This window comes from Amycolatopsis sp. FDAARGOS 1241, from assembly GCF_016889705.1.
In the GTDB taxonomy this organism is placed as follows: domain Bacteria; phylum Actinomycetota; class Actinomycetes; order Mycobacteriales; family Pseudonocardiaceae; genus Amycolatopsis.
This window is the reverse complement of the sequence record NZ_CP069526.1, coordinates 1,196,568-1,223,337: the sequence shown is the minus strand read 5'-3', so window position 1 is coordinate 1,223,337 and position 26,770 is coordinate 1,196,568. Positions and strand designations below refer to the sequence as shown.

At 70.9% G+C, this 26,770-nt stretch carries 29 protein-coding genes and 2 pseudogenes; 9 read left to right on the top strand and 22 right to left on the bottom strand.

Going from position 1 to position 26,770, the window contains the following annotated elements; genetic code table 11:
* Nucleotides 1-6 precede the first annotated feature (6 nt).
* Complete coding sequence (locus I6J71_RS05945) at nucleotides 7-678, bottom strand: hypothetical protein (RefSeq protein WP_204093797.1); 672 nt, start codon at nucleotides 676-678, stop codon at nucleotides 7-9.
* Nucleotides 679-855: 177 nt separating this feature from the next.
* On the opposite strand from I6J71_RS05945, the gene I6J71_RS05940 reads away from it, so the two are divergent.
* The 3 genes from I6J71_RS05940 to I6J71_RS05930 all read left to right on the top strand — a co-directional run bounded on the left by I6J71_RS05940 (nucleotide 856) and on the right by I6J71_RS05930 (nucleotide 4,031).
* Nucleotides 856-1,446 (top strand): biotin transporter BioY, encoded by a 591-nt coding sequence (locus tag I6J71_RS05940; RefSeq protein WP_204093796.1) that lies wholly within the window; start codon nucleotides 856-858, stop codon nucleotides 1,444-1,446.
* Between the two features lie 92 nt (nucleotides 1,447-1,538).
* Nucleotides 1,539-3,590 (top strand): ATP-dependent DNA helicase, encoded by a 2,052-nt coding sequence (locus I6J71_RS05935; protein WP_204093795.1) that lies wholly within the window; start codon nucleotides 1,539-1,541, stop codon nucleotides 3,588-3,590.
* 108 nt (nucleotides 3,591-3,698) lie between these two features.
* Complete coding sequence (locus I6J71_RS05930) at nucleotides 3,699-4,031, top strand: hypothetical protein (RefSeq protein ID WP_204093794.1); 333 nt, start codon at nucleotides 3,699-3,701, stop codon at nucleotides 4,029-4,031.
* Between the two features lie 51 nt (nucleotides 4,032-4,082).
* Here I6J71_RS05930 and I6J71_RS05925 read toward each other — a convergent pair whose 3' ends face one another.
* The 4 genes from I6J71_RS05925 to ctaD form a co-directional block, all read right to left on the bottom strand.
* Nucleotides 4,083-4,487, bottom strand: a complete 405-nt coding sequence (locus tag I6J71_RS05925) for an OsmC family protein (RefSeq protein ID WP_204093793.1) — start codon at nucleotides 4,485-4,487, stop codon at nucleotides 4,083-4,085.
* Nucleotides 4,488-4,572: 85 nt separating this feature from the next.
* Nucleotides 4,573-5,337: a peptidyl-tRNA hydrolase gene (locus tag I6J71_RS05920; protein WP_204093792.1), complete on the bottom strand. Its 765-nt coding sequence runs from the start codon at nucleotides 5,335-5,337 to the stop codon at nucleotides 4,573-4,575.
* On the bottom strand, nucleotides 5,334-6,563 hold the full coding sequence (gene serB, locus I6J71_RS05915) for a phosphoserine phosphatase SerB (protein WP_204093791.1): 1,230 nt from the start codon (nucleotides 6,561-6,563) through the stop codon (nucleotides 5,334-5,336). The genes I6J71_RS05920 and serB overlap by 4 nt, the downstream gene beginning before the upstream one ends.
* Before the next feature lie 202 nt (nucleotides 6,564-6,765).
* The gene (gene ctaD, locus I6J71_RS05910; protein ID WP_204093790.1) at nucleotides 6,766-8,538 is read right to left on the bottom strand and encodes a cytochrome c oxidase subunit I; all 1,773 of its coding nucleotides are present in this window, start codon (nucleotides 8,536-8,538) and stop codon (nucleotides 6,766-6,768) included.
* Nucleotides 8,539-8,673: 135 nt separating this feature from the next.
* Between ctaD and I6J71_RS05905 the strand changes: the two genes are divergently transcribed.
* Nucleotides 8,674-9,507 carry a phosphotransferase gene (locus I6J71_RS05905; RefSeq protein WP_204093789.1) on the top strand — a complete coding sequence of 278 codons (834 nt, stop codon included), beginning with the start codon at nucleotides 8,674-8,676 and terminating at the stop codon, nucleotides 9,505-9,507.
* On the opposite strand, the gene I6J71_RS05900 is transcribed toward I6J71_RS05905, so the two are convergent.
* Entirely contained in the window at nucleotides 9,504-10,241 is a 738-nt protein-coding gene (locus tag I6J71_RS05900) for an alpha/beta fold hydrolase (RefSeq protein WP_204093788.1), read from the bottom strand. The genes I6J71_RS05905 and I6J71_RS05900 overlap by 4 nt on opposite strands.
* A 50-nt stretch (nucleotides 10,242-10,291) precedes the next feature.
* On the opposite strand from I6J71_RS05900, the gene I6J71_RS05895 reads away from it, so the two are divergent.
* On the top strand, nucleotides 10,292-10,789 hold the full coding sequence (locus I6J71_RS05895; protein WP_204093787.1) for a GNAT family N-acetyltransferase: 498 nt from the start codon (nucleotides 10,292-10,294) through the stop codon (nucleotides 10,787-10,789).
* Nucleotides 10,790-10,864: 75 nt separating this feature from the next.
* Here I6J71_RS05895 and I6J71_RS05890 read toward each other — a convergent pair whose 3' ends face one another.
* Nucleotides 10,865-11,161 carry a hypothetical protein gene (locus I6J71_RS05890; protein WP_204093786.1) on the bottom strand — a complete coding sequence of 99 codons (297 nt, stop codon included), beginning with the start codon at nucleotides 11,159-11,161 and terminating at the stop codon, nucleotides 10,865-10,867.
* Between the two features lie 6 nt (nucleotides 11,162-11,167).
* Nucleotides 11,168-12,292, bottom strand: coding sequence for an alkaline phosphatase family protein (locus I6J71_RS05885; RefSeq protein ID WP_204093785.1), 1,125 nt, complete (start codon nucleotides 12,290-12,292; stop codon nucleotides 11,168-11,170).
* Between the two features lie 44 nt (nucleotides 12,293-12,336).
* Between I6J71_RS05885 and I6J71_RS05880 the strand changes: the two genes are divergently transcribed.
* Nucleotides 12,337-12,540 (top strand): zinc ribbon domain-containing protein, encoded by a 204-nt coding sequence (locus tag I6J71_RS05880; protein ID WP_204093784.1) that lies wholly within the window; start codon nucleotides 12,337-12,339, stop codon nucleotides 12,538-12,540.
* A 3-nt stretch (nucleotides 12,541-12,543) separates the two neighbouring features.
* On the opposite strand, the gene I6J71_RS05875 is transcribed toward I6J71_RS05880, so the two are convergent.
* Nucleotides 12,544-13,629 carry a PLP-dependent aspartate aminotransferase family protein gene (locus I6J71_RS05875; RefSeq protein ID WP_204093783.1) on the bottom strand — a complete coding sequence of 362 codons (1,086 nt, stop codon included), beginning with the start codon at nucleotides 13,627-13,629 and terminating at the stop codon, nucleotides 12,544-12,546.
* A 59-nt stretch (nucleotides 13,630-13,688) separates the two neighbouring features.
* Between I6J71_RS05875 and I6J71_RS05870 the strand changes: the two genes are divergently transcribed.
* Entirely contained in the window at nucleotides 13,689-14,168 is a 480-nt protein-coding gene (locus tag I6J71_RS05870) for an Lrp/AsnC family transcriptional regulator (RefSeq protein WP_204093782.1), read from the top strand.
* A gap of 71 nt (nucleotides 14,169-14,239) precedes the next feature.
* On the opposite strand, the gene dhaM is transcribed toward I6J71_RS05870, so the two are convergent.
* The 9 genes from dhaM to nucS all read right to left on the bottom strand — a co-directional run bounded on the left by dhaM (nucleotide 14,240) and on the right by nucS (nucleotide 22,079).
* The gene (dhaM, locus tag I6J71_RS05865; protein WP_204093781.1) at nucleotides 14,240-14,923 is read right to left on the bottom strand and encodes a dihydroxyacetone kinase phosphoryl donor subunit DhaM; all 684 of its coding nucleotides are present in this window, start codon (nucleotides 14,921-14,923) and stop codon (nucleotides 14,240-14,242) included.
* Nucleotides 14,920-15,552, bottom strand: a complete 633-nt coding sequence (dhaL, locus tag I6J71_RS05860; protein WP_204093780.1) for a dihydroxyacetone kinase subunit DhaL — start codon at nucleotides 15,550-15,552, stop codon at nucleotides 14,920-14,922. Before dhaL ends, dhaM begins: the two co-directional genes overlap by 4 nt.
* Entirely contained in the window at nucleotides 15,552-16,553 is a 1,002-nt protein-coding gene (gene dhaK, locus I6J71_RS05855) for a dihydroxyacetone kinase subunit DhaK (RefSeq protein WP_204093779.1), read from the bottom strand. Before dhaK ends, dhaL begins: the two co-directional genes overlap by 1 nt.
* A 70-nt stretch (nucleotides 16,554-16,623) precedes the next feature.
* Entirely contained in the window at nucleotides 16,624-17,613 is a 990-nt protein-coding gene (locus I6J71_RS05850; protein ID WP_239154461.1) for a DUF3558 domain-containing protein, read from the bottom strand.
* A gap of 46 nt (nucleotides 17,614-17,659) precedes the next feature.
* Nucleotides 17,660-17,956, bottom strand: a complete 297-nt coding sequence (locus I6J71_RS05845; protein ID WP_204093777.1) for a hypothetical protein — start codon at nucleotides 17,954-17,956, stop codon at nucleotides 17,660-17,662.
* A gap of 13 nt (nucleotides 17,957-17,969) precedes the next feature.
* Nucleotides 17,970-19,670 (bottom strand): sodium:solute symporter family protein, encoded by a 1,701-nt coding sequence (locus I6J71_RS05840; protein WP_204093776.1) that lies wholly within the window; start codon nucleotides 19,668-19,670, stop codon nucleotides 17,970-17,972.
* A gap of 164 nt (nucleotides 19,671-19,834) precedes the next feature.
* Nucleotides 19,835-20,605, bottom strand: a complete 771-nt coding sequence (locus tag I6J71_RS05835; RefSeq protein WP_204093775.1) for a hypothetical protein — start codon at nucleotides 20,603-20,605, stop codon at nucleotides 19,835-19,837.
* 259 nt (nucleotides 20,606-20,864) lie between these two features.
* A complete protein-coding gene (locus tag I6J71_RS05830) occupies nucleotides 20,865-21,191 on the bottom strand; it encodes a hypothetical protein (protein ID WP_204093774.1) in 327 nt (108 codons plus the stop codon).
* Nucleotides 21,192-21,419: 228 nt separating this feature from the next.
* A complete protein-coding gene (gene nucS, locus I6J71_RS05825; protein WP_204093773.1) occupies nucleotides 21,420-22,079 on the bottom strand; it encodes an endonuclease NucS in 660 nt (219 codons plus the stop codon).
* A 37-nt stretch (nucleotides 22,080-22,116) separates the two neighbouring features.
* Here nucS and I6J71_RS05820 point away from each other — a divergent pair, with 37 nt between their 5' ends.
* Entirely contained in the window at nucleotides 22,117-22,656 is a 540-nt protein-coding gene (locus I6J71_RS05820) for an NUDIX hydrolase (protein ID WP_204093772.1), read from the top strand.
* 91 nt (nucleotides 22,657-22,747) lie between these two features.
* Here the strand turns inward: I6J71_RS05820 and I6J71_RS50340 are convergent.
* The 3 genes and pseudogenes from I6J71_RS50340 to I6J71_RS05805 form a co-directional block, all read right to left on the bottom strand.
* Nucleotides 22,748-23,222 (bottom strand): annotated as a pseudogene (locus I6J71_RS50340) (leucine zipper domain-containing protein).
* Between the two features lie 419 nt (nucleotides 23,223-23,641).
* Nucleotides 23,642-24,415 carry an enoyl-CoA hydratase-related protein gene (locus I6J71_RS05810; protein WP_204093771.1) on the bottom strand — a complete coding sequence of 258 codons (774 nt, stop codon included), beginning with the start codon at nucleotides 24,413-24,415 and terminating at the stop codon, nucleotides 23,642-23,644.
* Nucleotides 24,388-25,378 (bottom strand): annotated as a pseudogene (locus I6J71_RS05805) (GlxA family transcriptional regulator). Before I6J71_RS05805 ends, I6J71_RS05810 begins: the two are co-directional and overlap by 28 nt.
* Nucleotides 25,379-25,448: 70 nt before the next feature.
* Between I6J71_RS05805 and I6J71_RS05800 the strand changes: the two are divergent.
* Nucleotides 25,449-26,006 (top strand): cysteine hydrolase family protein, encoded by a 558-nt coding sequence (locus I6J71_RS05800; protein ID WP_204093770.1) that lies wholly within the window; start codon nucleotides 25,449-25,451, stop codon nucleotides 26,004-26,006.
* Here the strand turns inward: I6J71_RS05800 and ehuA are convergent.
* On the bottom strand, nucleotides 26,003-26,767 hold the full coding sequence (gene ehuA / locus I6J71_RS05795; protein WP_204096896.1) for an ectoine/hydroxyectoine ABC transporter ATP-binding protein EhuA: 765 nt from the start codon (nucleotides 26,765-26,767) through the stop codon (nucleotides 26,003-26,005). The genes I6J71_RS05800 and ehuA overlap by 4 nt on opposite strands.
* Between the last annotated feature and the right edge of the window lie 3 nt (nucleotides 26,768-26,770).

The window sequence follows — 26,770 nt, the reverse complement described above, 5'->3', positions numbered from 1 at the left end:
GGACGGTCAGCTCTGCGGCGGCTTCGGCGCGCCGCCCTTGCCGAACGGGTTGCAGGCGGCGGTGCCGAGGTAGATGTCGCCGCTCGCGGGACCACCCTGAGGGAACAGCTCGATGTGCACGGCGTGCGTGACCAGGCTGCCGTCGGCGGGCTGCGGCGTCACGGTCTCGTTCAGGGTGACCGCGGCCAGCGCCGTGCCCGCCTCGCCGCCGGGGATCGTCAAGCGGTAGTCAGCGGGGATCGACGAGGGCACGGTGAAGCCCGTGACCGTGCCGATCGAGATCGAACCGGTGCTGCCGTTCTGCGTGGTCGAGCAGCCGGCCGAGTACGTGCGGACCTTGATCGCGGGACCGCCGTAGCGCTTGAGCACGTCGGCTTCGAAGCGCTGCCCGCCCGCCTGCACCGTCGTGACGTTGTCCTTGCGGCCGCAGGTGGTGCCGCCGAGACCGAACACCGCGACGTCGCCCGTCTCGCCGCCCTCGGTGCGGGCGCTGGTGGGACCGTCGGCGTCGCAGCGGGCGAGCTCGCCGGTGACCACGTGCTGGTTGTCGATCAGGACGTCGACGCTGCCCGAGGAACCCCACCCGGTGGACGTGACGTCCGCGGCGTGGGCCTGAGCCGGGAGCACGGTGGCTCCCAGCACGGCCGTCGCCGCCACCAACCGGACCCGACCACGCATCACCCGTCTCCCTTCGACCCGTACGTGCATCGTCGGCAGCGAGGCACCCCCGCGAAACGTCACAACCCCTACACCACCCGGACGAGTGGCGTCGTGACCAACGCAACTTGTAGTCATTTCCGGCGGTAACGAGCGTTAACCTCCGGGGACGTCCGTTTTCGTTCGCAGGAGGTCTCCGTGTCGTCGCTGTCCCTCACCGGCCGCCGTCAGGTGCTGGCCGACCTCGTGCCCGGCGCCCTCGCCCGCGACCTCGCGCTGGTCGCCGGCGGCGCCGTGCTCACCGGCGCGGCCGCGCAGCTCGTCATCCCGGTCCCGGGCAGCCCGGTGCCGATGACCGGCCAGACGTTCGCCGCACTGCTCGTCGGCGCCTCGCTCGGCATGCGCCGCGGCGCCGCTTCGCTGCTGCTGTACCTGCTCGTCGGCGCGGCCGGCGTGCCGTGGTTCCAGGGCGCGACGTCGGGCCTGTCGGGTGCGTCCGCCGGCTACCTCGTCGGGTTCGTGTTCGCCGGCGCCGTCGTGGGTGCGCTCGCGCGCCGCGGTGGTGACCGCACGCCGCTGCGCACGGTGGGGACCATGGTGCTCGGAAACGTCGTGATCTACGCGTTCGGCGTGCCGTGGCTGATGGCCGCCGCCGGGTTCGACTTCTCGACCGCGTTCGCCAAGGGTGTGGTGCCGTTCCTGATCGGCGACGCGCTGAAGATCGTGGTCGCGGCGGGTGTCCTGCCGCTCGTGTGGGCCGCCGTGGCCCGCGTGCGCAAGGAGGACTGAGCCCGTCCCGGGAGCCGCGGCGCTCCGGCGCGAACGGCCCGTTCGCGCCGGAGCGCCGATCCTGTCGGTCCTGCGGGCTATCGTGTGTCGCTGTGCCCGCCCGAACAGATTTCCCCGGTGTCCTCGAACTCCTCACCCACGCTGTGGAGTCCGTCGGCGGAGCCGAGCGGCCCGGCCAGGTGAAGATGGCCGACGCCGTCGGCGACGCGATCCGCACCGGTGAGCACCTCGCCGTCCAGGCGGGCACGGGCACCGGGAAGTCCCTGGCGTACCTGGTGCCGGCGATCCGCTACGCGGTGGAGAAGGAAGCCACCGTCGTCGTCTCGACGGCCACCATCGCGCTGCAACGACAATTGGTCGACCGCGACCTGCCGCGCCTGGCGAAGGCGCTGAAGAAGCCGCTGGGGCGCGAACCGACCTTCGCGATCCTCAAGGGCCGCCGCAACTACCTGTGCCTGCACCGGCTCGACACGGGGGCGCCCGAGGAGCCGGAAGACGCGCAGCTGTTCGACCCGTTCGCCGTTTCGCGGCTGGGCAAGGAGGTCACCCGGCTGCGCGAGTGGTCGTCGGACACCGAGACCGGCGACCGCGACGAGCTCGTGCCCGGCGTGTCCGACCAGGCGTGGCGGCAGGTATCCGTCACCGCCAAGGAATGCCTGGGCGCGTCGCGCTGCCCGATCGGCACCGACTGCTTCGCCGAACGCGCGCGCGCCGAAGCCGGGCGCGCCGACGTGGTCGTGACCAACCACGCGCTGCTGGCCATCGACGCGCTGCAGGGCTACCAGGTGCTGCCCGACCACGACCTCGTCATCATCGACGAGGCCCACGATCTGGTCGACCGCGTCACGTCGGTCGCCACGGGCGAGCTGACCAGCGCGATGGTGTCGGCGGCCGCGCGCCGTTGCGGCCGGCTGATCGACGCCGACCAGGCCGACCGCCTGATGGAGGCGAGCGACGGCCTGGCCCTGATCCTCGACGACCTGCCGGCCGGGCGCCTGGACGAGCTGCCGCAGCCGCTCAAGGGCGCGGTCCCGGCGGTGCGCGACGCGGCGAAGGCCTGCCTCACGGCGCTGGGCTCGGACCGCAAGGAGGACGTCGACGAGGCCACCGCGCGCAAGCTGGCGCGGTCGCTGCTCGAAGAGGTGCATGACAACGCCGCGCGGCTGCTCGACGCGTACGACGACGACCTGGCGCACCAGCGCGACGTGGTGTGGCTGACCGGCGACCGCTATTCGGCCAACCCGCGGCCGCCGGCGCTGAAGGTGGCCCCGCTGGGTGTCGCGGGCCTGCTGCGCGAGCGCGTGTTCAACCTGCACACCACCGTGCTCACGTCGGCGACGCTGACGCTGGGCGGCGAGTTCGACACGATGGCGCGGCAGTGGGGCCTGCCGCCGGGCCAGGCGCGGGTGCGGAAGTCGCCCGGCACGGCCACGGACAAGGAAGCGCCGTCCGACGAGGACAAGGGACCGAAGTGGACGGGGCTCGACGTCGGGTCGCCGTTCGACCACGCGCGCAACGGCATCCTCTACGTGGCCAAGCACCTGCCGCCGCCCGGGCGCGACGGGCTGGCTTCGTCCACAATGGACGAGCTGGCCGAGCTGGTCCAGGCCGCGGGCGGGCGCACGCTGGGGCTGTTCTCGTCGATGCGCGCGGCGAAGCAGGCCGCGGAGGAGATGCGCGAGCGGCTGGACTTCCCGATCCTGTGCCAGGGCGACGACTCGATGCCCACGCTGGTGCGGCAGTTCAGCGACGACCCGCGCACGTGCCTGTTCGGCACGCTCACGCTGTGGCAGGGCGTCGACGTGCCGGGGCCCTCGCTGCAGCTCGTGGTCGTGGACCGCATCCCGTTCCCGCGCCCCGACGACCCGGTGCTGTCCGCCCGGCAGCGCGCCGTGGAAGCCCGTGGCGGCAACGGGTTCCTCACCGTCGCGGCGACGCACGCGGCGCTGCTGCTGGCGCAGGGCACGGGCCGGCTGCACCGCTCGATCACCGACCGCGGAGTGGTCGCGGTGCTCGATTCGCGCCTGGCCACCGCGCGCTACGGCGGTTTCCTGCGCGCATCGCTGCCCCCGCTGTGGCCCACCACGGATCCGCAGGTCGCCCGCGATGCGCTGAAGCGCCTCGATTCGGCGGCCCCGGCGTGATCGACCCACCTGGCCGCGCCGGCGAGGCCCGCCCAGCCGCGCCCGCGTGACGGCGGGCACAACCGGGGCAGGTACGGTGGGATGAACGAACACGACAGGGAGCACCGGTTGACCCAGGATCCGTCCAGCGCACGATCCCGGACCGTCAGTGTCGACGACACCGGGGTGCGGCGCCGTCTCGCCGATGGCAGCGAAGAAGCCGTCACCTGGACGGAGCTGCAGTCCGTGATGGTCAGAGTCATCCCCGACGGGCCCTGGAACGAGGACGTCTTCTTCATGCTCGTCGGTTCCGACGGCACCGGCACGGCCGTGCCGAGCGGCGACCCCGCCGCCGACGCACTCATAGAGCGTCTCCAGGCACTGCCGGGCTTCGACAACGACAAGTTCATCGAAGCCATGACGACGGATGCCGACCAGGCGTACGTCGTCTGGCAGAGCTGAGCCACCCGGGCTCGCGCACGGGCGGCTCAGCGAGCTGCGCCGGTCGGCCGATCAGTCGGTCGGGAAGGTCTCCGTCACGGGGATGCCCTTCTTGAGCGTCCGGCTGACCGTGCACAAGCGGTCGATCGCGCGATCCACGGCCGTCGCGAGGGCTTCCCGCTGCTCCGCGTCGAGCGCGGACACGTCGACGTCGAAGGCGACGTGGACGGCGTCCAGCTCCGAAGCCCCTTCCCGGCGATCAGCGGTCACGGAAACGCTGAACTTCGAGTCGTCGCCGACGCGGCGGGTGATCAGATGTTCGGCAGTTACTGCGGAGCACCCGGCGGCCGCGATCTGCAACAGCTCAGCCGGGGAGAACGCGCCCTCGGCACCCTTGCGGCCGATGCGCACCTCGGCACCGCGCTCGTTGCGCCCGACGAAATCGTGTTCGCCTTCACGCTGCACTTCCAGGCTCATCGCCCGCTCCTCCCGACGTTGTCACTGTCCAAAACCACCCGCGCCACACCGGTGTTCCGGAAAGCGACGCACGGCACTGGAACGATCAGGCCGGGTACTGCGCCAGCACCGTGATCGTGCCCGGGTCGACCTCCGTGAAGCCCGCGTCGCGGACCGCGATCACGCGGTCGTCACGCCAGCCGGCCTCGGGGTCGTCCACCGGGCACAACTCCTTCCAGCGCGCGGGGGCCGGGGTGCGCACTGCGACGCGGTAGTCCTGCGCGGCCCACGCGGCCAGCTCGGCGTCCGACAGCAGCGAGGCCAGGATCATCGTCCCGTGCCCGACTTGCGCGGAAGCCTTGCCGACGGTCATCGGCACCTCCGGGTTGAGCAGCAGCAACGGCACGCCTTCGGGCGCTGGGCCCGGCGTGTCGGGCGGCAGTTCGCTGCCGGAGATCTGCAGGCGCGACACCTCCTTCGGCGTCTCGCCGACCAGGCCGGGCACGAGCGCCCGTGCCTCGGCGCCGTCGACCGACACGGTGATGCCCGGCAAGTCCTGCACGGCCTGCCAGTGCGTCCCGCGAGCCCGGCGCGCGACCTTGCGGATGCGGTTGTCCAGCCACGCGTGCATCGGCTCGGCCCACTCGCCGCCGGGCTCGGAACGCTCGTCGAGACACACGGCCAGCGCCGCGGCGGCCGCCGCCTCGAGCAGGGGCGTGCGGCCGGGCGGCTCGGCGCGTTCGATACGCAGGATGATCGGCATGGCGCGCACTTGCGCGGGGTCCTCGTCCGACGTGTCGGACGTCGCCGCGGCGGGCAGCCCGAGCCAGTACGCGTAGCGGCTGCCCAGCGGTTCCAGCACGCGGTTCACGGCCGGACCAGTGCCATTCCGTCGGCCGCGTCGGCGGCCTCCACCTCGGCGCGCGTGACGCCCAGGACGAACAGCACCGCGTCGAGGTACGGGTGCGACAGCGCGGTGTCCGCGACCTCGCGCAGCGCCGGCTTCGCGTTGAAGGCCACGCCCATGCCGGCCGCCGCCAGCATGTCGATGTCGTTGGCGCCGTCGCCGACGGCGACGCACTGTCCCAGCGGGATGCCGTATTCGTCGGCGAACCGGCGCAGCGCCTTGGCCTTGCCCGCGCGGTCCACGACCTCGCCGACGACGCGGCCGGTCAGCTTTCCGTCGACGATCTCCAGCTCGTTGGCCGCCGCGAAGTCGAGCCCGAGGTCGTCCACGAGGCTCCGGATGACCCGCGTGAACCCGCCCGAGACGACTCCACAGCGGAAGCCCAGGCGTTTGAGCGTGCGGACGGTCGTGCGCGCGCCGGGCGTGAGCTCCAGCGTCGCGGCGACCTCGTCGAGCACGCTCTCGGGCAGGCCGGCCAGCAGGGAGACGCGCCGTTCGAGCGACTCGGTGAAGTTCAGCTCGCCGCGCATGGCGGCCTCGGTGATCTCGCGGACCTGCGGTTCAACGCCCGCGTGGGCCCCGAGCTTCTCGATGACCTCACCCTGCACGAGCGTGGAGTCGACGTCGAACACCACCAGCCGCTTCGCCTTCCGGCTGATGCCGGCGCGCTCCACGGCGACGTCCACCCCGGCCGTCGACGCCGCGTCGGCCAGCACCGACCGCAGCTCCGCGTCGGCAGCCTCGGTGTCCTCGCGGACGGAGACGTACAACTCCAGCCCGGTCACCGGGTAATCGGCGACGCTCCGGATCGAATCGATGTTCGCCCCGAGCCCCGCCAGCCGCGCTGCGACCTCGGAAAACGCCCGCGCCGTGACCGGCCGTCCCAGCATCACCAGCACGTGGGACGAGTCCCGCCGCCCGAGCGCGAACGGGTCGGCGCCGATCTCGTCGCCGATCTTCACCTCGACCTGCATGCCAACGGTCGCCATCGCCTGCTCCACGTACTCCTGCAGGCCCTCCGGGTCGCGGTAGACGCCGGCGAGCACGCCCAGCACGAGCTGTCCCCGGATCACGACCTGCTCGACGTCCAGCACGTCGACGTCGTGGCGCGTCAGCGCCGCGAACAGCACGGACGACACCCCCGGCTTGTCGGGACCGGTAGTGGTGATCAGGACTGGCGTCTGGGTCACTGGGCTCCATCCCTCGTTCAACGCTGTGCGAGCAGCACCAGTCTGGCCTCCCACGGCGAGCGCAAGAAGAGCGCGTGCCCGGCTTCACACAACGCGGGCCCGAACGATGGACGCCCCGGCCCGCGCGGGGTGGGGGTACCAAAAAGGCGCGTGCCCGGCTTCGGATGAGCCGGGCACGCGCCCCTGGTGGTTCACGCCGGGCTTACTGCTCGCCCGCGTTGTCGGTGTCGTGGCTGCCCGGCATGGTGGCCTCGACGAGCTTCTGCGAGGGCGCGCCGGCGTGACGCGGCTTGCCGAAGAAGCCGATCTCCCCTTCGGCGTGCATACGCTCCACCATGTGCGGGTAGTGCAGCTCGAACGCGGGGCGCTCGGAGCGGATGCGGGGCAGTTCGGTGAAGTTGTGCCGCGGTGGCGGGCAGGACGTGGCCCATTCGAGGGAATTGCCGTAGCCCCACGGGTCGTCGACGGTGACGATCTCGCCGTAGCGGTAGCTCTTGACCACGTTCCAGATGAACGGCAGCGTGGACGCGCCCAGGATGTACGCGCCGATCGTGGAGATCGTGTTGAGCGTGGTGAACCCGTCGCTGGCGAGGTAGTCGGCGTAGCGGCGCGGCATGCCCTCGGCGCCGAGCCAGTGCTGCACCAGGAACGTGCCGTGGAAGCCGATGAACGTCGTCCAGAAGTGCCACTTGCCGAGCTTCTCGTCCATCATCCGGCCCGTGATCTTCGGGAACCAGAAGTAGATGCCGGCGAAGGTCGCGAACACGATCGTGCCGTAGAGCACGTAGTGGAAGTGCGCCACCACGAAGTAGCTGTCCGAGACGTGGAAGTCGATGGCCGGGGCGGCCAGCAGGATACCGGTCAGACCGCCGAAGAGGAACGTGACGATGAAGCCCATCGAGAAGATCATCGGCGTCTCGAAGGACAGCTGGCCCTTCCACATCGTGCCGATCCAGTTGAAGAACTTCACGCCGGTCGGAACCGCGATCAGGAACGTCATGAAGGAGAAGAACGGCAGCAGCACGGCGCCGGTGGCGTACATGTGGTGCGCCCACACCGCCACGGACAGGGCCGCGATCGCCAGCGTCGCGAAGACCAGCCCCTTGTACCCGAACACCGGCTTGCGGCTGAAGACCGGGAAGATCTCGGACACGATCCCGAAGAACGGCAGCGCGACGATGTAGACCTCGGGGTGCCCGAAGAACCAGAACAGGTGCTGCCAGAGGATCACGCCGCCGTTGGCGGGGTCGAACACGTGCGCGCCGAGGTGCCGGTCGGCCAGCAGACCCAACAGGGCCGCGGTCAGGATCGGGAACGCGAGCAGGATCAGGATGCTGGTGACCAGGATGTTCCAGGTGAAGATCGGCATCCGGTACATCGTCATGCCCGGCGCGCGCAGGCAGACCACGGTGGTGACCATGTTGACCGCACCGAGGATCGTGCCCAGACCGGAGACGACCAGGCCGGAGATCCAGAGGTCGGCCCCGACGCCCGGCGAGTGGATCGCGTCCGAGAGCGGGGTGTAGGCGAACCAGCCGAAGTCGGCGGCGCCACCCGGGGTCAGGAATCCGGAAAGGACGATCAGCCCACCGAAGAGGTAGAGCCAGTACGAGAACGCGTTCAGCCGCGGGAACGCGACGTCCGGCGAACCGATCTGCAGCGGCAGCACGAAGTTCGCGAACCCGAACAGGATCGGGGTCGCGTACAGCAGCAGCATGATCGTGCCGTGCATCGTGAACAGCTGGTTGTACTGCTCCTGCGACAGGAACTGCTGGCCCGGCCGGGCCAGTTCCGTGCGGATCAGCATGGCCATCGCGCCGCCCGCCATGAAGAAGGCGAACGACGTGACCAGGTACATGATGCCGATCTGCTTGTGGTCCGTCGTGCGGAACAACCGCAGCAGGTACGAACCCTTTACCGACTCGCGCGCGGGATACGGGCGCGTTGCGATCGGCTTGGGGGCTACGGCCGTCACTCCTGCCTCCAACACTCAAACCTCGGTGGTCATCGTCCGAGTCGCCGGAGTCGGCACGAGGCCTGATCCGGCGACTAGGAGGGATCGTAGCCCTCGCTACCCACCGTCGCTCGCACCGGCTGGTTAGATCAGCGCATGGCCGACCGGTACACGGCTTCCGCGCTCGAAGCGGCGCTCGCCGTCGCCCGGCGGCACGGGCTCGGCGCACGGGCGCCCGAGGTGCTCCACGAACGCTCGAACGTGCTGGTGAGACTGGGTTCCGTCGTCGCTCGGGTACCCGGCACGACGCTGCTGCTGCGCCCCGATGCGACGGCCTGGCTGGCGCGTGACGTCGCCCTCTCGCGCCACCTCACGGAGAGTGGTGTGCGCGTCGTCTCACCCACCGCGGATCCCCCGGCCGGACCGCATTTCGCGCACGGTCTGCCGGTCACGCTCTGGCACTGGACACCGCACGATCCGGACCATCGGCACACGCCGGGCGAGGTGGCGGGATCCCTCGCCGAAGTCCACGGGGCACTGCGTGCCTATCCGGGTGAACTTCCCGCACGCGGGCCCGTCGACGAGATCCTGGGCGCGCTCGAGCGCCACGGCGCCACGATGGCCGGTGCGGCTCCGCGGATCCGCGACGAAGCCTTGCGGCTCGCGGGGGAACTGCCTTCCGGCGACGGCCAAGCCCTGCACGGCGACGCTCATCCCCGCAACGTCATCGCAACCGCCGCGGGCCCGTGCTGGCTCGACTTCGAAGACACCTGGCGCGGGCCGCTCGCGTGGGACCTCGCGATCCTCGCGAAGCAGGGCGGACCCGAGTTCCTGGCGGCTTATCCGGCCGACGCGGACCCCGTGGCGCTGGCCGTGTGCACGCGGTTGCGCGAGCTGCTCGTGGTGGTGTGGCGCTTCCTCGTCGCCGTGCGGTTCCCGCACCGGCTGGGCGAGGCACGGGCCGCGCTGGCGGAGCACTTCCCCGGCTAGGCGTACCAGCCGAGGATCGCCTCGACGACACCCGCCGGGTCCTCCAGCGGCGTCAGGTGGCCGGCGCCGGGCAGGACGACGAGCGTGGCGTCGCCCACGGCGTCGACCATCGCGTTCGCCGCCTCGACCGGCGTGATCGCGTCTTCCTCGCCGACGATCACGAGCGCGGGGACATCGGCGCCGCGCAGCACGTCGAGCGCGTCGGGCCGGGCGCGCATGGCGCGCGCCGCCCACGCGACGCCGGCGGGCGGCTGGTCGTCGATGAGGCCGCGGACGCGATCGGCGACCTCGGCCGGCGCGGCTTCCGCGAGGAGGTTCGGCAGGTTCGCGTCGGCCAGCCACCCCTTGACGCCCTCGGTTTCGGCGCGTTCGGCGACCTTGAGCCGGTTCTCGGCGGCTTCGGGAGTGTCGGCGGTGGCCTTGGTGTCGATGAGCACCAGGCCGGCGACGCGGTCGGGGGCGTGGCGCAGCACGGCCAGCGCGAGGTAGCCGCCCATCGAGCAGCCGCCGAGCACCACTTCGTCCAGCTCCAGCCGGTCGAGCAGCGCGACGACGTCCCGCGCCGCGTCGTCGAGGCTCGGTTCGCGGTCCGATTCCGGCAGCGGGCTGCGGCCCAGCCCGCGCTGGTCGGGGGTGATGACCCGCAAGCGCTCGGCCAGCGGCGCGCGGACCGGGTCCCACATGCGGGCGTCGAGCGGGAAGGCGTGCAGCAGCACGAGCGGCAGTTCGGTCATGGTGCTGATTGTGGCGGAAATCCTGTCGGACCCCGCCGCTACCGTCGGGGGTGCTGAGGGAGATCAAGACCGAACGGCTGGTGCTGCGGCCTCTCGCGGAAGCCGACCGCCCGGCCGTCGTCGCCATCGAGACGGACCCGGCGACCAACCGCCTCAACCCCGCCCTGCCCGCGCCGCCCGACGGCGAGCTGCTGTTCGACTCGTGGCTGGCCCACTGGGCCGAGCACGGCTACGGTTACTGCGCCGTCCGGGAACGCGGGGGCACCGAGGTGCTGGGCCTCGCGGGCGTCCGCCTGCGCCGCTTCCGGGACGAACGAGTGCTCAACCTGGCGTACCGCTTCGCGCCGGCCGCGTGGGGCGAGCGCTACGCCGTGGAGGCCCCGCGCGCCGCTGTCGACTGGGTCGAACGGGAACTGCCGGCGATCCCGGTGCTGATCTCGGTGAACGTGGCGAACACGCCGTCGCTGCGGGTCGTCGAACGGCTGGGGTTCACGAAGTACGAGGAGGAAGAGTACGAGGGGGCGGTTTCGCGGCACTTCCGGCGCTAGGTGTTTCAGCGCTGGGTGTTTCAGCGCTGGGTGTTCCGGCGCAGGTGTTCCGGCGCCGGGTGTTCCGGCGCTGGGTCACCAGCGGCGGTTCGGCCGCCGGCGCGCCCGCGCTTCCCAGCACGCCCGGTGCCAGTGCCGGCGGTCGGCGACCGAGCCCGTTTCGTCGGCCGGCCACACCACGACGTGGGGGGTGCCGGGGCGGATCTCGTGGTCGCAGCCGGGGCAGCGGTAGGTCTTGGTGGCGTGCGAGCCGGGGACGGTGCGGACGAGCCACTCGCCGTCGGGACCGGATTCGGGGTGGGCCCAGCCGCTGACGGAGCCCAGGTCGGGGCGCTCGGGCCGGCCGCGGCCGGGGCGGTTGCGTCGGGGCACGTCGGGTCACCCGTGGGCGAGGGCCAGGGGGACGAGCTGCTCGGCCTCAGTCAGGGAACCGTGCTGCCCGATCAGCGACGACTCAACGGCCTCGGACAGCTCGCGCACCATGCCGAACGTGCCTTGTGCCGCCGCGACGACGTCGCCGATGCGCGGTCGCACGCGGTCGCTGACGGTCGCGCCGAACCAGCCGCGCGCGATGGCCTCGTCGCGGGGCAGGACCCAGGCGCGGGAGCCCAGCACCTCCTGCCACGCGGCCAGCACGTCGGCTTCGGCTCCGGTTTCGGCGTACACGTGCCGCGCCCGCACTTCGCCGCCGAAGGCGCGCACGCCGGCGAGCAGCGCGGGTGTGTCCTCGAGGTCGAGCTTGTCGTCCACCGCGACCATGCCGTGGTCCGCGACGACGGCGAGCAGCGCACCCGCCGGCAGACCGTCCACAAGGGACTCCACGAGCCGGTCGACGTGGCGCAGCTGCATGCGCCACGCGGGAGAACCCGGGCCGTACAGGTGGCCCAGCAGGTCGAGTTCGCTGTGGTAGGCGTAGCAGAACGCGCGCGAGGCCAGCACGTCCAGCGTCCGCGCGGCGAGGTCGCCGAGCGCGTGCACGCCGGCGTACCGCGCGCCGCTCTGGGTGGCGCGCGTCAGCGCCGTGTCGGCGAACTGCGCGGACGACACCACGGCCGCCTCGATGCCCGCGGCGACGGCGCGTTCGAAGGTCGTCGGCAGGGGCTGGACGTCGCGCGGCGGCAGGGCGCCACGCAGGTCGCTGCCGTCGTCGTGCGAGCGCCAGCGCAGGGCGTTGAGCACACCCGCGCCCGGCACCTCGAACGTGTAGCCGACCATGCCGTGCTCCCCCGACGCGAGACCGGTGCCGATCGCCGCGACGCCGGCCGCCGTCGTCGACGGGAAGCCGACGCGCAGCGGGCTCTTCGCCAGCTCCGTCAGCACGGGTGCGTCGGCGGCGTGCTCGGCGAGCAGCTGCCAGCCGAGACCGTCGATCAACAGCACACACGCGCTGCGAGCTTCCGGCAGGGCCAGCGAACCGTCCTCGCCCGGCACACCGAGCGCGCCGAGCACCGCCGGCACGACCTGGCCCAGGTGCGGGAGGTCCGTGATCTCGGGAACGTCCACCCCGACAGCTTCCCCCTCGTGGCCACACGGGCGATAATCGGGCCATGCCCACCTACGCCTACCGCTGCCGCGAGTGCACCGGCACCTTCGAGCTGCAGCGGCCGATGAGCGAGTCCAGCGCGCCGGCACCGTGTCCCGAGGGGCACTCGGACACCGTGAAGCTGCTGACCACCGTCGCGCTCACCGGCTCCGCCGCGACACCCGCGCCGTCGGGCGGTTGCTGCGGCGGCGGGTGCTGCTCGAACTGACGCTCAGCAGGCCTTCAGCGCCTGGTCGAGGTCGTGCCGCAGGTCCTCGACGTCTTCGAGGCCGGCCGAGAGGCGGATCAGCCGGCCGGTGATGCCGGCTTTCTCGCGGTCGTGCTCCGCGGCGACCGGGTGCGTCAACGACGCCGGGTGCTGGATCAGCGTGTCGACACTGCCGAGGCTCACCGCGGGAGTGATCACGCGGACGGCGCCGATCACCGCGTGCGGGTCGCCGGCCACCTCGAACGCCACGAGCGGCCCGCCGATGCGCGGGTGGTGCACCGCGGTCACCGCAGGGTGTTGCGCCAGGCGCTCGGCGAGGACCGCGGCGGTGGCCGAGGCTGCGGTGACACGCAACGGGAGCGTCGAAAGCCCGCGCAGCAAGAGGTAGCCCGCCAACGGGTGCAGGACCGCGCCCGTCGCGAACCGGATGTCCCGCAAGCGCGCGGCCTCCTCCGCGTCACACGCGACGACGCCGCCCATCACGTCGCCGTGGCCGCCGAGGAACTTCGTGGCGGAGTGCAGCACAAGCCGGGCGCCGTGGTGGCCAGGGCATTGCAGCACGGGCGTCGCGAAGGTGTTGTCCACGAGGACGGGCACGGCACCGCACCGTTCGACGAGCGCCGCGATGTCGAGTTCGGTGAGCGCGGGGTTCGCCGGGGTTTCGACGAACACCCGCCCGGTGTCCTCCCGAACGGCTCGGGCGGCGTCTTCGGGCGCGCCCCAGGTGACCTCGGTGCCGAGCAGGCCGGACGTGAGCAGGTGGTCGGTCGACCCGTACAGCGACCGGACGCCGACGACGTGGCGCTTCCCCCGCTGCACGGCGGACATCCCGCTCGCGAACGCCACCGCGTGCTCGAACCCCTCCAGCTCGGCGAGCGCCCGCTCGAACCGCTCGACCGTCGGGTTGCCGATGCGGCCGTAGATCCCGCTCACATGGCCGCCGGCCGCGAACTCGTCGATGCGCCTGGCCTCGGCCGCGCTGTCACGCGACGGGTACGTCGTCGAGTAGTCGAGGGGCGCCGCGTGCAGACCCAGGTCGGTCAGGTCGTCGCGGCCGGCGTGGACGGCTCGGGTGCGCAGGTCCGTCATACCCGGAGACTCGGCCATCGTGCGGTTTTCCCGCAATGGTGTCGGATATCATTCGCGCGATGACCGGATCCGTCGAACTGAGCCCGGTGGACCTCGAGATCCTGCGCCTGCTGCAGAACGATGCCCGGATGTCGAACAAGGACCTCGCGGCCGCCGTCGGCATCGCGCCGTCCACGTGCCTGGACCGCGTCGCCCGCCTGCGCGAAACGGGCGTCATCACGGGCCAGCACGCGCAGGTCGACGCCGCCAAGCTGGGCCGTCCGCTGGAGGCGTTCCTGTTCGTCCAGGTCCGCCCCCACCGGCGCCCGCTGGTCGACCCGTTCGTGCAGCACCTGCTCGCGCTGCCCGAAGTCCGCGCCGTCTACCACCTCACCGGCCCGGACGACTTCCTGGCCCACGTCGCCACCAGCTCGGCCGCCGAGCTCCAGCGCCTGGTCCTCGACGAACTCACCGCCCGCGACGAAGTGGCGCGCGTCCACACGAACCTGGTGTTCCAGCACTGGAGCGGCGGACCTCTGCTGCCCCCTGCTCGACCCTGACCACCGGCGGCGGCGATCTCCGCGAGCGCGAACCCGCGGTTTCCACCGCCAGACCCTGCGTCCGAAGTGGACTACTCGCCGAAGTTCGTGTCCACGAGTTCGGTGACCTTCGCCAGGGCTTCCGAAGCCTGCGGGCCGTGGGCACGCACGGCGATCCGGTCGCCCTGACGCGCGCCGAGCGACATCAGCGCGAGCACGCTGCGGGCGTCGGCCTCCTGTTCGCCCAGCCGGACGGTGACTTCGGCGTCGAGGGAAGCCAGGCTTCGGGCCAGGACGGCCGCGGGGCGGGCGTGGAGGCCGACGTCGTTGGTGAGCGTGAACTCCTTCTCCTGCGCGGCGTCCGCGTCCAGCGGAGCGTCCACAAGAGACAGGTCAGGAGCCAGTCCCGCGCTCGCGGCGGCCTCGGCGACCGCCTTCCGGTCGGCCCCACCCTGTGCGGCGACGGCGGCGGCCACGGCGCCTTCGACCAGCGGACCGTCGGCGACCACCGCCGCGGACGGGTCCGCCAGGGACTCCACGGCGAGTTCCGCGGTCATCTGCGCGCTGCCGAGGTCATACAGCAACACGACGCCGTCGCCGGAGTCCGCGCGCTGGGTGGCGGCCACGACTTCGTCGTAGTCGGTGCCGAGGCCCCCGTCGTCGGGCAAGCCGCCGGCGGCCACGACCCGGACGTCGGGAGCCATCTGGGACGTGAGTTCGGCCAGGCCCTCGGCGAGCTTGGCGCTGTGCGAGACGAGCACGATCCCGACGGTCACCGGGCGGCCTCCGCGAACGCGTGCAGCAGCAGGGCCGACGAGCGGGCCCCGGGATCCATGTGCCCCACGGCGCGTTCGCCCAAGTAGGACGCCCGGCCCTTGCGCGGCACGAGATCCACTGTGGACTCCGCACCGCGGTCGGCCGCCTCGGCGGCGGCCGCGAGCACCGAGGCAACCGTGGCGTCCGAAGCGGCAGCTGCCGCGGTCGCCGCCGAAACGGCCGGGATCAGCGCGTCCACCATCGTCGCGTCGCCGCCCACCGCCTTGCCGCGGGTCTGCACGCCTTCGAGCGCGGCCTCCAGCGCCGCGACGGCCAGCGGCACGTCGATCTCCGTCGCGTCGCCCAGCTTCGTGGCCGCGCGCAGGAAAGCCGTGCCGTACAAGGGACCCGCGGCGCCGCCGACCTTCGAGATCAGCGTGGTGGCCGCCAGCTTCGCGACGGCGGCCGGCGTCGGCGGCACCTCCGTCTCCAAAGCGGACACGATCGCGGTGAACCCCCGGTTCATGTTCTCGCCGTGGTCGCCGTCGCCGATGGCGCGGTCGAGGTCCACGAGCTCGGTGCGGTGCTCGGCCACGACCTCGGCGGCGGCCCGCAGCGCCGCCGCCAGCCCTTCGGAAGAACAGCCCATCAGACCCCCCACCGCAGCGCGGGCGTCCACACGGGCGCGTCCCACAGCTCGGTCAGCTCGTCGTCCAGTTTCAGCACCGTCAGGCTGATGCCCTGCATCTCGAGACTCGTGATGTACGGGCCGACGAGCCGGCGCTCGACCACGATCCCACGCTCGGCGAGCAGCCGCTCGGCGATGCCGTGCGCCAGGTACAGCTCCAGCAGCGGTGTGCCACCCATGGAATTGGTGAACAGCAGGACTTTGTCCCCCGCCTCGTACGGCAGGTCGGGCACGATCGCGTCGACCATCCGCGCCACCAGCGCGTCGGCCGGTTCGGCCGGGAGGCGCTCGCGGCCCGGCTCGCCGTGGATGCCGATGCCGAACTCGATCTCGTCCGGGCCCAGGTCGAAGCTCGGCTCGCCGACGTGCGGCACGGTCGGCGCCGTCAGCGCCACCCCGATCGAGCGCACCTGGCCGACCAACTTGCGCGCCAGCGCCTCCACCGCTTCCAGCGAGTCGCCGCGCTCCGCGGCCGCGCCCACGATCTTCTCCAGCAGTACCGTGCCGCCGACCCCGCGGCGGCCGGCCGTGAACGTGGAGTCCTTCACCGCGACGTCGTCGTCGATGACCACGCTGCGCACGTCGAGGTCCTCGGCCGCGGCCAGCTCGGCGGCGGTCTCGAAGTTCAGCACGTCGCCCGTGTAGTTCTTCACGATCAGCAGTGCGCCCGAAGGCCCCGTCGTCGCGGCGACGGCGGCCTGGACCGCGTCCGGCGTGGGCGACGTGAACACGGCACCGGGCACGGCCGCGTCGAGCATGCCGCGGCCGACGAAGCCGCCGTGCATCGGTTCGTGACCCGAGCCGCCACCGGAGATCACGGCGACCTTGCGCGGTACCGGCGCGTCGGCCCTCACGACGACCGCGGGATCGTCCCGCACACGCAGGATGTCGGAGTGGGCGACCGCGAGGCCTCTCAAGGAGTCCGCGACCACGGTGGCCGGGTCGTTGATGATCTTCTTCATGGCGGACCTCCGGCACGTCGGCGTGGTGGTTCCCCCAACCTAGTCGCCCGGAGGCACCCCCTGCCAAGCTTCAGGGCCGGGGCAGTTTCGTGGCCACCTGTTTCGCCAGCCCCGTCACCTTGCCGCACGGGTCGTCCTGGTCAGCCTGAGCGTTGTAGTTCGTGTACTGCACTTGGACGAGTTCGCCGCCCTCGCCCTGCCACGGCCGGTGCTGCCACTGCACCTCACAGGTCGAACTCGGGCCCGTGCCCTTCTTGGCGAAGGCCTGGCTCGCGGTGCCCACGTCGGTCTTCACCCAGCCGCCGCCCTCGACCGGCGGGACGCCCGGGTTGAACCGCACCGCGATCGTCCCGCTGTCACCCCACTGGCAGCTGTGCAGCCCGGTCGCCTCGGGCCTGGCGTTTTTCACCACGCCGTCCACGGCGGACTGGTCGAGCATCGTGCAGGGATCCGCCGTGACGACGGATCCTTTGGCCTCGGGGTACTTCTGCGGCGAATTGTGCAGCTTCGGCACGGCGGACCGCAGCAGTGTGCGTCCGGCCGCACACGGATCGCCGCCGCTGTAGTCGATGTCGAACGTGAGGCCGAGGTTGGGCGTGCGCGAAGTCAGCGCACTGACCGAACAGGAGCCACCGGTCTGGTCCGGCACCTCGACCTGCGGGAGCCCGCCGACCTGGCCGGTCGTCTTGTCCGAAGCGAACACCACGATGGCCCCGACTTCGGCGGTCACCGAGATCTCCTTGCCGCCCGCGTCCTTCACCTTGGCCCGGCACTCGGCGAAACTCACGGTTTCCGCTTCGGGTTCACCCTCGGGCGCACCGAGCGGCGTGAGCGAAGCCTGGTCGAGGAACTGGCACGGCAGCAACGGTCGCAGCGCGGCCACCGTGACCGCCGGGTCGGTGATGGGCCCGCTGCCGGTGTCCCCGCCCGAAGCGGCGACGGTGGTGCGGGGGAAGTTCTGCTTGCCGAGGTCCGGACCGCCGCAGGCGCTCAGGCCGAGCACACCGGCCACCACCAGGGCGAACAACTTCGGCGACTGGCCGCGCTTCAGATCGTGCACGCGGGGCACGCTAGCGGCAGCCCGCCCGGCTGTCCGGACAACGCGCTTATCCGGCCACCGGCGGTTCGTCGGTGCCGGACTCGTCGGTCTGGTCCTGCCGCGGCGGCACGATGAGCGGGCGCAGGCTCGCCCACAGCACCATCAGCGCGGTGAACACCAGCAGAGCGATCCCCGCCCACAGGTTGATGTTCACGCCGGCCGCCTTCTGCTCGTCGGCTTCGGTGTAGAACGCGATGCCCATGACCGTCAGGATGATGCCGTACACACCCGTGAGCAGGGCGATGATCAGGCGGATGTCGAACGCGCCGCCCTTGCGCGGCCGCGAGGTGGGTTCGATTGCCATGGCGGTCGTCCTCCTAGAAGGCGAAGTTCAGGACGATGGTGATGACGGCGGCGATCCCGGCGAGCAGTACGGGCTTGCGGTACCAGCCCGCATCCTCACCGGTGGTCTCGTGCTTGAGCGACTCGCGCGGGGTGAGCGAGTAGACGAGGCCGACCAGTTCCGCGTCGGGCTTGGGCTTGGTCAGGTAGGTGACCCCCACGCTCACCGCGATGTCGACCACGAATGCCGCGATCGCGGCCACGAAGCTGACGCCCTGGCCGGGCAGGGTGAACGTGCCGACCTTGCTGAGCACGAAGATCACGACGGCCGCCGCGGTACCGAACACCAGGCCGGACCAGCCCGCCGCCTTCGTCATCCGCTTCCAGAACATGCCGAGGATGAACGTGGCGAACAGCGGCGCGTTGAAGAAGGAGAACAGCGTCTGCAGGTAGTCCATCAGGTTCGAGTACGTCGAAGCGATGAACGCGGTGAAGATCGCCAGCACCGTCGCAACCATGGTCACGACGCGGCCCGTGCTCAGGTAGAACTTGTCGGGCCGGTTCTTCACCAGGTACGTCTGGAAGATGTCGTAGGTGAACACGGTGTTGAACGAGCTCAGGTTCGCCGCCATGCCGGCCATGAACGAGGCGAGCAGGCCCGCGATGGCGACGCCGAGGATGCCGTTGGGCAGCACGTCGCGCATGAGCAGCAGCAGGGCGTTGTTGAAGGTCGCCCCGCTGGGCGCGGCGTGCCCGTCCAGCAGCGCCTGCTTGTTCGCGCCCTGCAGTTCGGTGACGGTCACCGCGGCGACCATGCCGGGGATGATCACGACGAACGGGATGAACATCTTCGGGAACGAGCCGATGATCGGCGTGCGGCGGGCGGCCGACATGCTCTTCGACGCCATGGCGCGCTGGACCTCCACGAAGTTCGTGGTCCAGTAACCGAACGAGAGCACGAACCCGAGACCGAAGACCAGGCCGAGGACCGACAGGAAGTTGCTGCCGAACCCGGTCAGCTGGTTGCCCGGCCACGAGTGGGTCTGCGCGGCGCCGCCCGGGCTGTTGGTCACCTTCTCGATCAGGCCGTTCCAGCCGCCGACCTTGTACAGGCCGACGATCGTGAGCGGGATCAGCGCGGCGAGGATGACGAAGAACTGCAGCACCTCGTTGTAGATGGCCGCCGACAGGCCGCCGAGCGCGGTGTAGGTGAGGACGATGACGGCCGCGACGATGATCGAGACCCAGATCGGCCAGCCCAGCAGCAGGTTCACGACGCTGGCCAGCAGGTACAGGTTCGCGCCGGCGATCAGGATCTGCGCGAGCGCGAAACTGGCGCCGTTGACCCAGTGCGCGGCGGGGCCGAACCGGCGGAGCATGAACTCCGGCACGCTGCGGACCTTGGAGCCGTAGTAGAAGGGCATCATCACGACGCCGAGGAACAGCATCGCGGGGATCGCGCCGATCCAGAAGTAGTGGGCGGTCGGCAGGCCGTACTCGGCCCCGTTGGCCGACATGCCCATGACCTCGATGGCGCCGAGGTTGGCCGAGATGAACGCGAGCCCGGTCACCCACGCCGGGAGCGAGCGCCCGGAGAGGAAGAAGTCGAGGCTGCTCGACACCTGCCTGCGGGCCAGATAGCCGATGCCGAGCACCAGCACGAAGTAGAACGCCAGCTCGATGTAGTCGATAGGACTCGCGTCGAGCCGCAGGTTCGCGTCGGCAAGGACCTGCACCCGAGCCACCTCCGAATCAAACATTTTCCCACAGGAAACACCAGCGTCCTGTCAGATCCGGACAGTACTGCATAGATTTGGCGGTGGCACGCCGACACGAACTTTCCCCTGAGAGGGCTTCGTCTCCCCAGCCTGAACTGGGGAAACGAAGCCCTGCGCCCCGCTCAGCGATCGGTGGGCACGGCGATCTCGCCCTCCTCCCGGATGAGCCGATCGAGGACCTCGTCGGGAAGCCACACGCGGTGCGGGTAGTTCGCGCCCCAGGAGTTCAGCAACGGGACGGCGCCGAGCTCGTCCGCGCGGTGGTTGCCGAGGGCGGCGTGGACCTCGTCGACCGTGCGGGCCCAGCGGAAGGCGCGGATGCCCTGCTTCACGTCGGGCGTGTAGGACTCGCGTCGCCGCCAGTCGTCGTCGGAGTACTCGTCCTGCCACTCGACGTGACCGAGTTCCCTGAGCACCTCGGCGGCGGCGCGGACCGACGTGCCGTTCTCGTCACCGGGATTGGTCTCGGCCCACTCGTCGCGCTTCTTCGCGGCGTCCCACAGCCAGCGGGCCGCGTAGTCGTCGCCGTTGAACAGCGTCATGCAGCGCGACCAGCCGAAGCCGACGCACGCGCCCTCCGCGCCCTGGTTGTAGAAGTTGTACGACTGGTCGGTGTCCGGCGTGCCGCCGGGTTCGAGGCACACGCAGTGTCCACCCCGGACGGTCGTGACCGAACCACCCTTGGCGATGAACATCTCCCCGGACTTCCCGTCGGGTTCCGGGTCGTCGAACTCTCGGTACCAGTTGACGCCGATGACGACCGGCGTCCGCACGGGTCTTTCCTTCGTGGCGAGCGCGGTGAGCGGATACCGCTCGAGGTGCTGCCAGTCGTCGGGGACGAACCGGCCGAGCCGCGGGTCGGCGGGGTCGGTACCAATGGGTCGATAACGCATCGTTCCCTCCTCGTCGTGATTACCGGAGGGATTTCGACGCAGCGCGAAATCCGTTGACAGTGCTGGAAATCCATCGCCCCAGGACGCCTCGGCAAACGGCGTGAAACCCCTCGGAACGAGTGTGACACAGATCTCATCAACGGTTCTTGAGCTCACTCGAACGGCGCAGCTCGAAATGAATTCGTCGCACTTTTGTGCTGCGATTCGTTTCCGGTTCACCGCGGACCGGACCACTTCCGGTCCGCGGCGCCGGTGCGCGTCAGAAGGCCTGGACGACCCGGTAGCTCACGAACCCGCCGTAGACGGTGTTCGCCTGGTGCAGCGAGCCGAGCGCGAACTCACTGCCAGTGCAGTTCGGGCCGGAGTACAGCAGGATGCTGTTTGCGGAGTAGTTGACCGCGGAGGTGTTGCGCTGCGCAGTCGGCAGGCATTCGTCGTGGGTGCCCGTCTCAGGCACCTCGCGCACACCGCTGAGCCCCGCTCCGGAGTAAAAAACCACGTCCGCCGTGTCGGCGAGCGCAGGCGCGGCGCTCGCGACCATCGCGAGCCCGGTGACGGCACCGGCGAGGTACAGGCCTTTTCTCATCGTTTCGTTCACCTTCCACTGGGGTGCGAGGAGATCACTTCTTCATGTACCAGGAGGTAGCTGAATGATCAATCAACTCGCTTCACCCAGCGGGACACGGAATTGCGGGCGTTTCCGCCGTTCAACCGTGCGGCCGGGGCCGGTGGTTCCGCCCGGTTCCCGCCGCCGGCGTGGGGCCGGTCGGGCAGGAACGCGGACTCGGGAACCCTTGACGGCACCCGGACTGGTTCAGAACAACCGGAACTCGTCCGATTCGATGCCGCGCAGGGCGTCGTAGTCGAGGGTCAGGCAGCGGATGCCGCGGTCCTCCGCGAGGGTGCGGGCCTGCGGCTTGATGATCTGCGCGGCGAACACACCGGACACCGGGGCCAGCAGCGGGTCGCGGTTGAGCAGTTCGAGGTAGCGCGTCAGCTGTTCCACGCCGTCGATCTCGCCGCGGCGCTTGATCTCCACGGCGACCGACTGGCCTTCCCCGTCGCGGGCCATGATGTCGACCGGGCCGATCGCGGTGGGGAACTCGCGGCGCACCAGGGTGTAGCCGTCGCCGAGGGTCTTGATGTGCTCGGCGAGCAGCTCCTGCAGGTGGGCTTCCACGCCGTCCTTCTGCAGGCCCGGTTCGGCGCCCAGTTCCTGCTCGTGGTCGTGGTAGATCTCTTCGATCGAGATCACGAGCTTCTCGCCCTGCTTGTTCTCGACGATCCACAGCTTGCCGTCCTCGATGAGCCAGCAGGGCGGGCTCATCCAGTTCAGCGGCTTGTACGCGCGGTCGTCGGAGTGCACCGAGACGGAGCCGTCCGACTTGACGAGCAGCAGGCGCGTGGCCATCGGCAGGTGGGCGGTGAGGCGGCCGGCGTAGTCGACCTGGCAGCGAGCGATCACGAGACGCACCCGCCGAGGGTAGGACAGGCTCGGCGATACTGGGCGAGTGGACCCCATTCAGCGTGTCGCGACCCGCGAGGTGTACCGGAACAACTGGATGACGGTGCGGGAGGACGCCATCCGCCGGCCCGACGGCAGCGAAGGCATCTACGGTGTGGTCGACAAACCGGCCTACGCCCTCGTCATCCCGCTCGACGGCGACCGCGTGCAGCTGGTCGACCAGTTCCGCTACCCCGTCGGGGAACGCCGCTGGGAGTTCCCGCAGGGCACGGCGCCCGACCTCGCCGAGACGCCGCCGGCCGAGCTCGCGCGCCGCGAGCTGCGTGAGGAAACGGGCCTGCGCGCGGGCACCGTCACCGAGATCGGGCTGCTCGAGGTCGCACCGGGCATGTCCAGCCAGCGTGGCCACGTCTACCTCGCCACGGACCTCACCGAAGGCGAGCCCGAGCGCGAGCTCGAAGAGCAGGACATGACGACGGCGTGGTTCACCCGCGCGGAGGTCGAGAAGATGATCTCCACCGGCGGCATCACGGACGCGCAGTCGATCGCCGCGTACACGCTCTTGCTGCTGCACGAACGCGGCTGACGGGCGTACGACGTCGATGGCCGAGTCCCCTGAGCACGGATTCGTCTCCGATTGCTTCCTCGACTGGCCAACGAGCTGTCAAATCGGACCTCTAGGTGTGGTGTCCGGGGAGGTTGGTCAGTCGGGTGATCGGTGGGTGGCCTCCGATGGCGCTGTGGGCTCGGTGGTGATTGTAGAAGTGGCGCCAGTCGGGTAGTGCTGCTCGGCGCTGCTGTTCGCTCGGGTAGACGCGGGCGTAGGAACAGCCTTCGCCCAGGGTGCGGTGGAAGCGTCCGAGGTTCCGTTGGTCTGGGGTCCGTAGGGGCGGGTCCGATCGCCCGCACCGCCGGGCCGGGGGTGCGGGCCGGGCTGTGGTGCGGACGCGAGCTGCGATCGATCATCCCGGCTTCGCCTTCGTGCCGGTACCGCTCAGCCCGCTTCGCGGCGGTCTTGGCAGCGACCATGAACATCTTCGCCGCCGCCGCGCAGGTCCAGCTCTGCTCGACGACCAGGCGAGCCAGCCGTAGCCGGGTTCGCGGGGTCAGGGTGGCGTTAGGGGCCTCCGGTCGATGAAGCGGTTCCTGCACAGCTCCACTTCACAGCCGGAGGCCTTCACCTGCCTGCGCGACAGGCCGTCACCCATTCAACCCGGGACAACGTCCCCGGACATCACAGCTAGAGCTACCGGGAGGCTGATCGAGGTAGCTACGACTTCGCGTGTGTGCTGGAGCGCGACCGAACCCGCAAGGTCGTTGGCCAAGCTCTGACCCACACGCTGAAGGGATCGAGAAAAATCTCGATTTCCTGCTCCTCGGACAGCGGCGAGCTACCCGTCTACCTCTACCAAGCATCGACCCCGAACCGAGTCAAGGTGTCCGGTTCTTCCCGACGACGACGGGGATCCCGGGTCTTCAACGCGCATCTCGAGCGAGCCATACCCGACGGAGCACCCCGAAATTCTTCCCTTGCCTCCCTCAGTAGTGCGGTGGATCGGGCGCTGACGGGGTCAGTCCGGCCACTCGGGCTTGCGCTTCTCCAGGAACGCCGCCATCCCTTCGCGCGCGCCGGGCAGCTGCGACGCGGACGCCATGACCTCGAGGGCGATCGCGTAGGCGTCGGCCTCGGGCCGGTCGAGCTGGGCGTAGAGGGTGAGCTTGCCCATCGTCTTGCCGGCGCGGCTGCCGCGCGTGGCGCGGGCCAGGAGGTCGGCCACGGCGGAGTCCAGCTCGTCGTCGGGGACGACGTAGTTGACCAGGCCCCAGTCCAGCGCGACCTCAGCGGGCACGACGTCACCTGTCAGCGCCATCTCCATCAAGCGCTTGCGCCCGATGGACCGCGCCACCGGAACGGCCGGGGTGTGGCAGAACCACCCGCCCTTGCCGCCGGGGAGGGCGAAACCCGCCGACGACGCCGCGACGGCGAGGTCGCACGACGCCACCAGCTGGCAGCCCGCCGCGGTGGCCAGGCCGTGCACGCGCGCGACGACCACCTGCGGCACCGACTGCACGGTCCGCATCAGATCCGTGCACAGCGTCAGCAGCGACCGCACGCCCATCAGGTCCCGCGAAGCCACGTCACCGAAGTCGTGGCCGGCGGAGAAGACCGGGCCGGCGCCGGCGAGGACGATGCCCGTCGCGTCGGTGCTGCCGGCCTCGCGGAAGGCCGCGAGCAGCTCGGTCAGGTGCTCGGCGGACAGCGAGTTGCGCCGCGCCGCGCGGTTCATCGTGATGGTGATCGTGTCGCCGTCGCGTTTCACGAGGAGGTGCTCGTACTCGCCCATGCCCCGACCGTAACCCCGCTCGGCGCGGAACGGAACGTGCGCCGGCACGAAGCGGGCCCGACGCCGAGCTCCGCGCGCAGCCGGCGGCGCAGGTTCGCCGCCGTGCCCAGGCCCGACCGCTGCGCGACGCGCTCCACCGACAGCTCCGTGGTCTCCAGCAGTTGCTGCGCGTAACGCACGCGTTGCGCGCGCAGTCACCGACCCGGCGTCACCCCGGTGACGGCCGCGAACTCGCGGTGGCACGTCCGCTCGCTCATCCCCGCGTGCACCACCAGATCCGCCACCCCGATGTCCTCGCCCAGCCGCGCCACCGCCCAGTCCAAAGTGGACGAAAGCCCGGGCCGGGCGGGTGCCCCGGGCACCGAGTTGTCGACGTACTGCGGCTGGCCGCCTTCGCGCGCGGACGGCATCACGAGCCGCCGCGCCAGTTTCGCGGCGACGTCGGCGCCGTGGTCGCGGCGCACGAGGTGCAGGCACAGGTCGAGGCCGCCGACGACCCCGGCGGAGGTCAGCACGCCGCCGGCCTCGGTGTGGAGCACGTCCCGCCGCAGCGAAGCCCGCGGTGCGGCGGCGGAAAGAGCGTCGAAGTCGCGCCAGAGGGTGGTCGCGGGCCGGCCGTCGAGCAGGCCCGCCGCGGCGAACGTGAACGCGCCCGAGCACAGGCCCGCAACCGTGGCACCCGAGCGGTGCGCCCGCCGCAACGCCGCGCGTGCCGCCGACGGCACCGGGGCCAGCGGGTCGTCGCGGCCCGGAGCGAGCACGAGGTCGCAACCGGCCAGCCCGGCGATCCCGTGCGTCGGCGTGACGTCACCGAACGGCGACACCGGCGTCGGTCGCCGGCCCGCGCCGCACGGTGAACGGGCCGATCCCGCTGTCCGTGCGGTCCTGGGCCCAGACCTCCGCGACCACGGCCAGATCGAACATCCGCGTACCCGGCAGGAGCAGCACCCCGATCGTCCGCATGGCAGAAAAGTACCGGATCGCGCACCTTCTGCCACTCCCCTCGACGCCACCGGCGCCCGAAACTCGAGGCATGACCGCACTCCTGCTCATCGACGTCCAGCGCGGCTTCTCCGACGCGCGGTTCTGGGGCCCGCGCAACAACCCGGCCGCGGAAGCCAACATCAAAGCCCTGCTCGACGCGTGGCAGCGGCGCCGCGACCACGTTGTCCTCGTGCACCACGACTCCGTGAAGCCAGATTCCCCGCTGCGCCCCGGGCAACCCGGCCACGACTTCGCGCCCGAACTCGATGGCGCCCGCCCCGACCTGGTGTTCGGCAAGGAGGTGAACTCGGCGTTCCTCGGCGAGGTCGACCTCGGCGACGTCGACCTCGACGCGTGGCTCAAGCGCCACGGCATCGGCGACTTCGTCCTCGCCGGCATCCAGACCAACTTATGCTGCGAGACCACCGCCCGCATGGGCGCGAACCTCGGCTACGACGTCACGTTCGCCCTCGACGCGACGTTCACGTTCGATCTGACCGCCCGGGACGGCACCACGATCACGGCCGACGAGCTCACCCGCGTGACGGCGGCGAACCTGCACGACGAGTTCGCCACCGTCACGTCCACCGCGGAGATCCTGGGTTAGCGGCGCTCGATCACAGCTCGCAGGAACTCCTTGGTGCGCTGGTGGGAAGGCGCGGTGAAGAGCTTCTCGGGCGGCGCGTCCTCCAGCACCCGGCCGTGGTCGAACATCATCACCCGGTCCGAGACGTCCTGCGCGAACTGCATCTCGTGGGTCACGCACAGGATCGTGATGTCCGTGGTCGTCGCGATGTCCCGCAGCACGCGCAGGACGTCGGCGACGAGCTCTGGGTCGAGGGCCGAGGTCACCTCGTCGAGCAACAGCACGTCCGGCCGCATCGCCAGCGCCCGGGCGATCGCGACCCGCTGCTGCTGCCCGCCCGACAGCCGCATCGGGTGCGCCTCGGCCCTGTCCTCCAGGCCGACGAGGCCGAGCAGCTCACGCGCCCGCTGCTCGGCCTCGGCCGGCGGCACGCCGAGGGCGCGCACGGGTGCCTCGGTGATGTTGCGCAGCACGTTCATGTTGGGGAACAGGTTGAACTGCTGGAACACCATGCCGATCCGGCGCCGCATCGCGCGCAGGTGCTTCTCGTCCGCCGGCACCAGGCGATCGCCGCGGCGCACGTGGGTCAGGCACTCGCCGCCGACGTCGATCGTGCCGCCGTTGACCCGCTCCAGCGTCATCAGCAACCGCAGGATCGTCGTCTTGCCGGAGCCGCTGGGGCCGATCAGCGAGACGAACTCCCCTGGTGCCACGACGAAATCAAGCTCGTCGAGCACGACGTGGTCACCGAACTTCTTGACCACACCCGAGAACCGGATCATCGC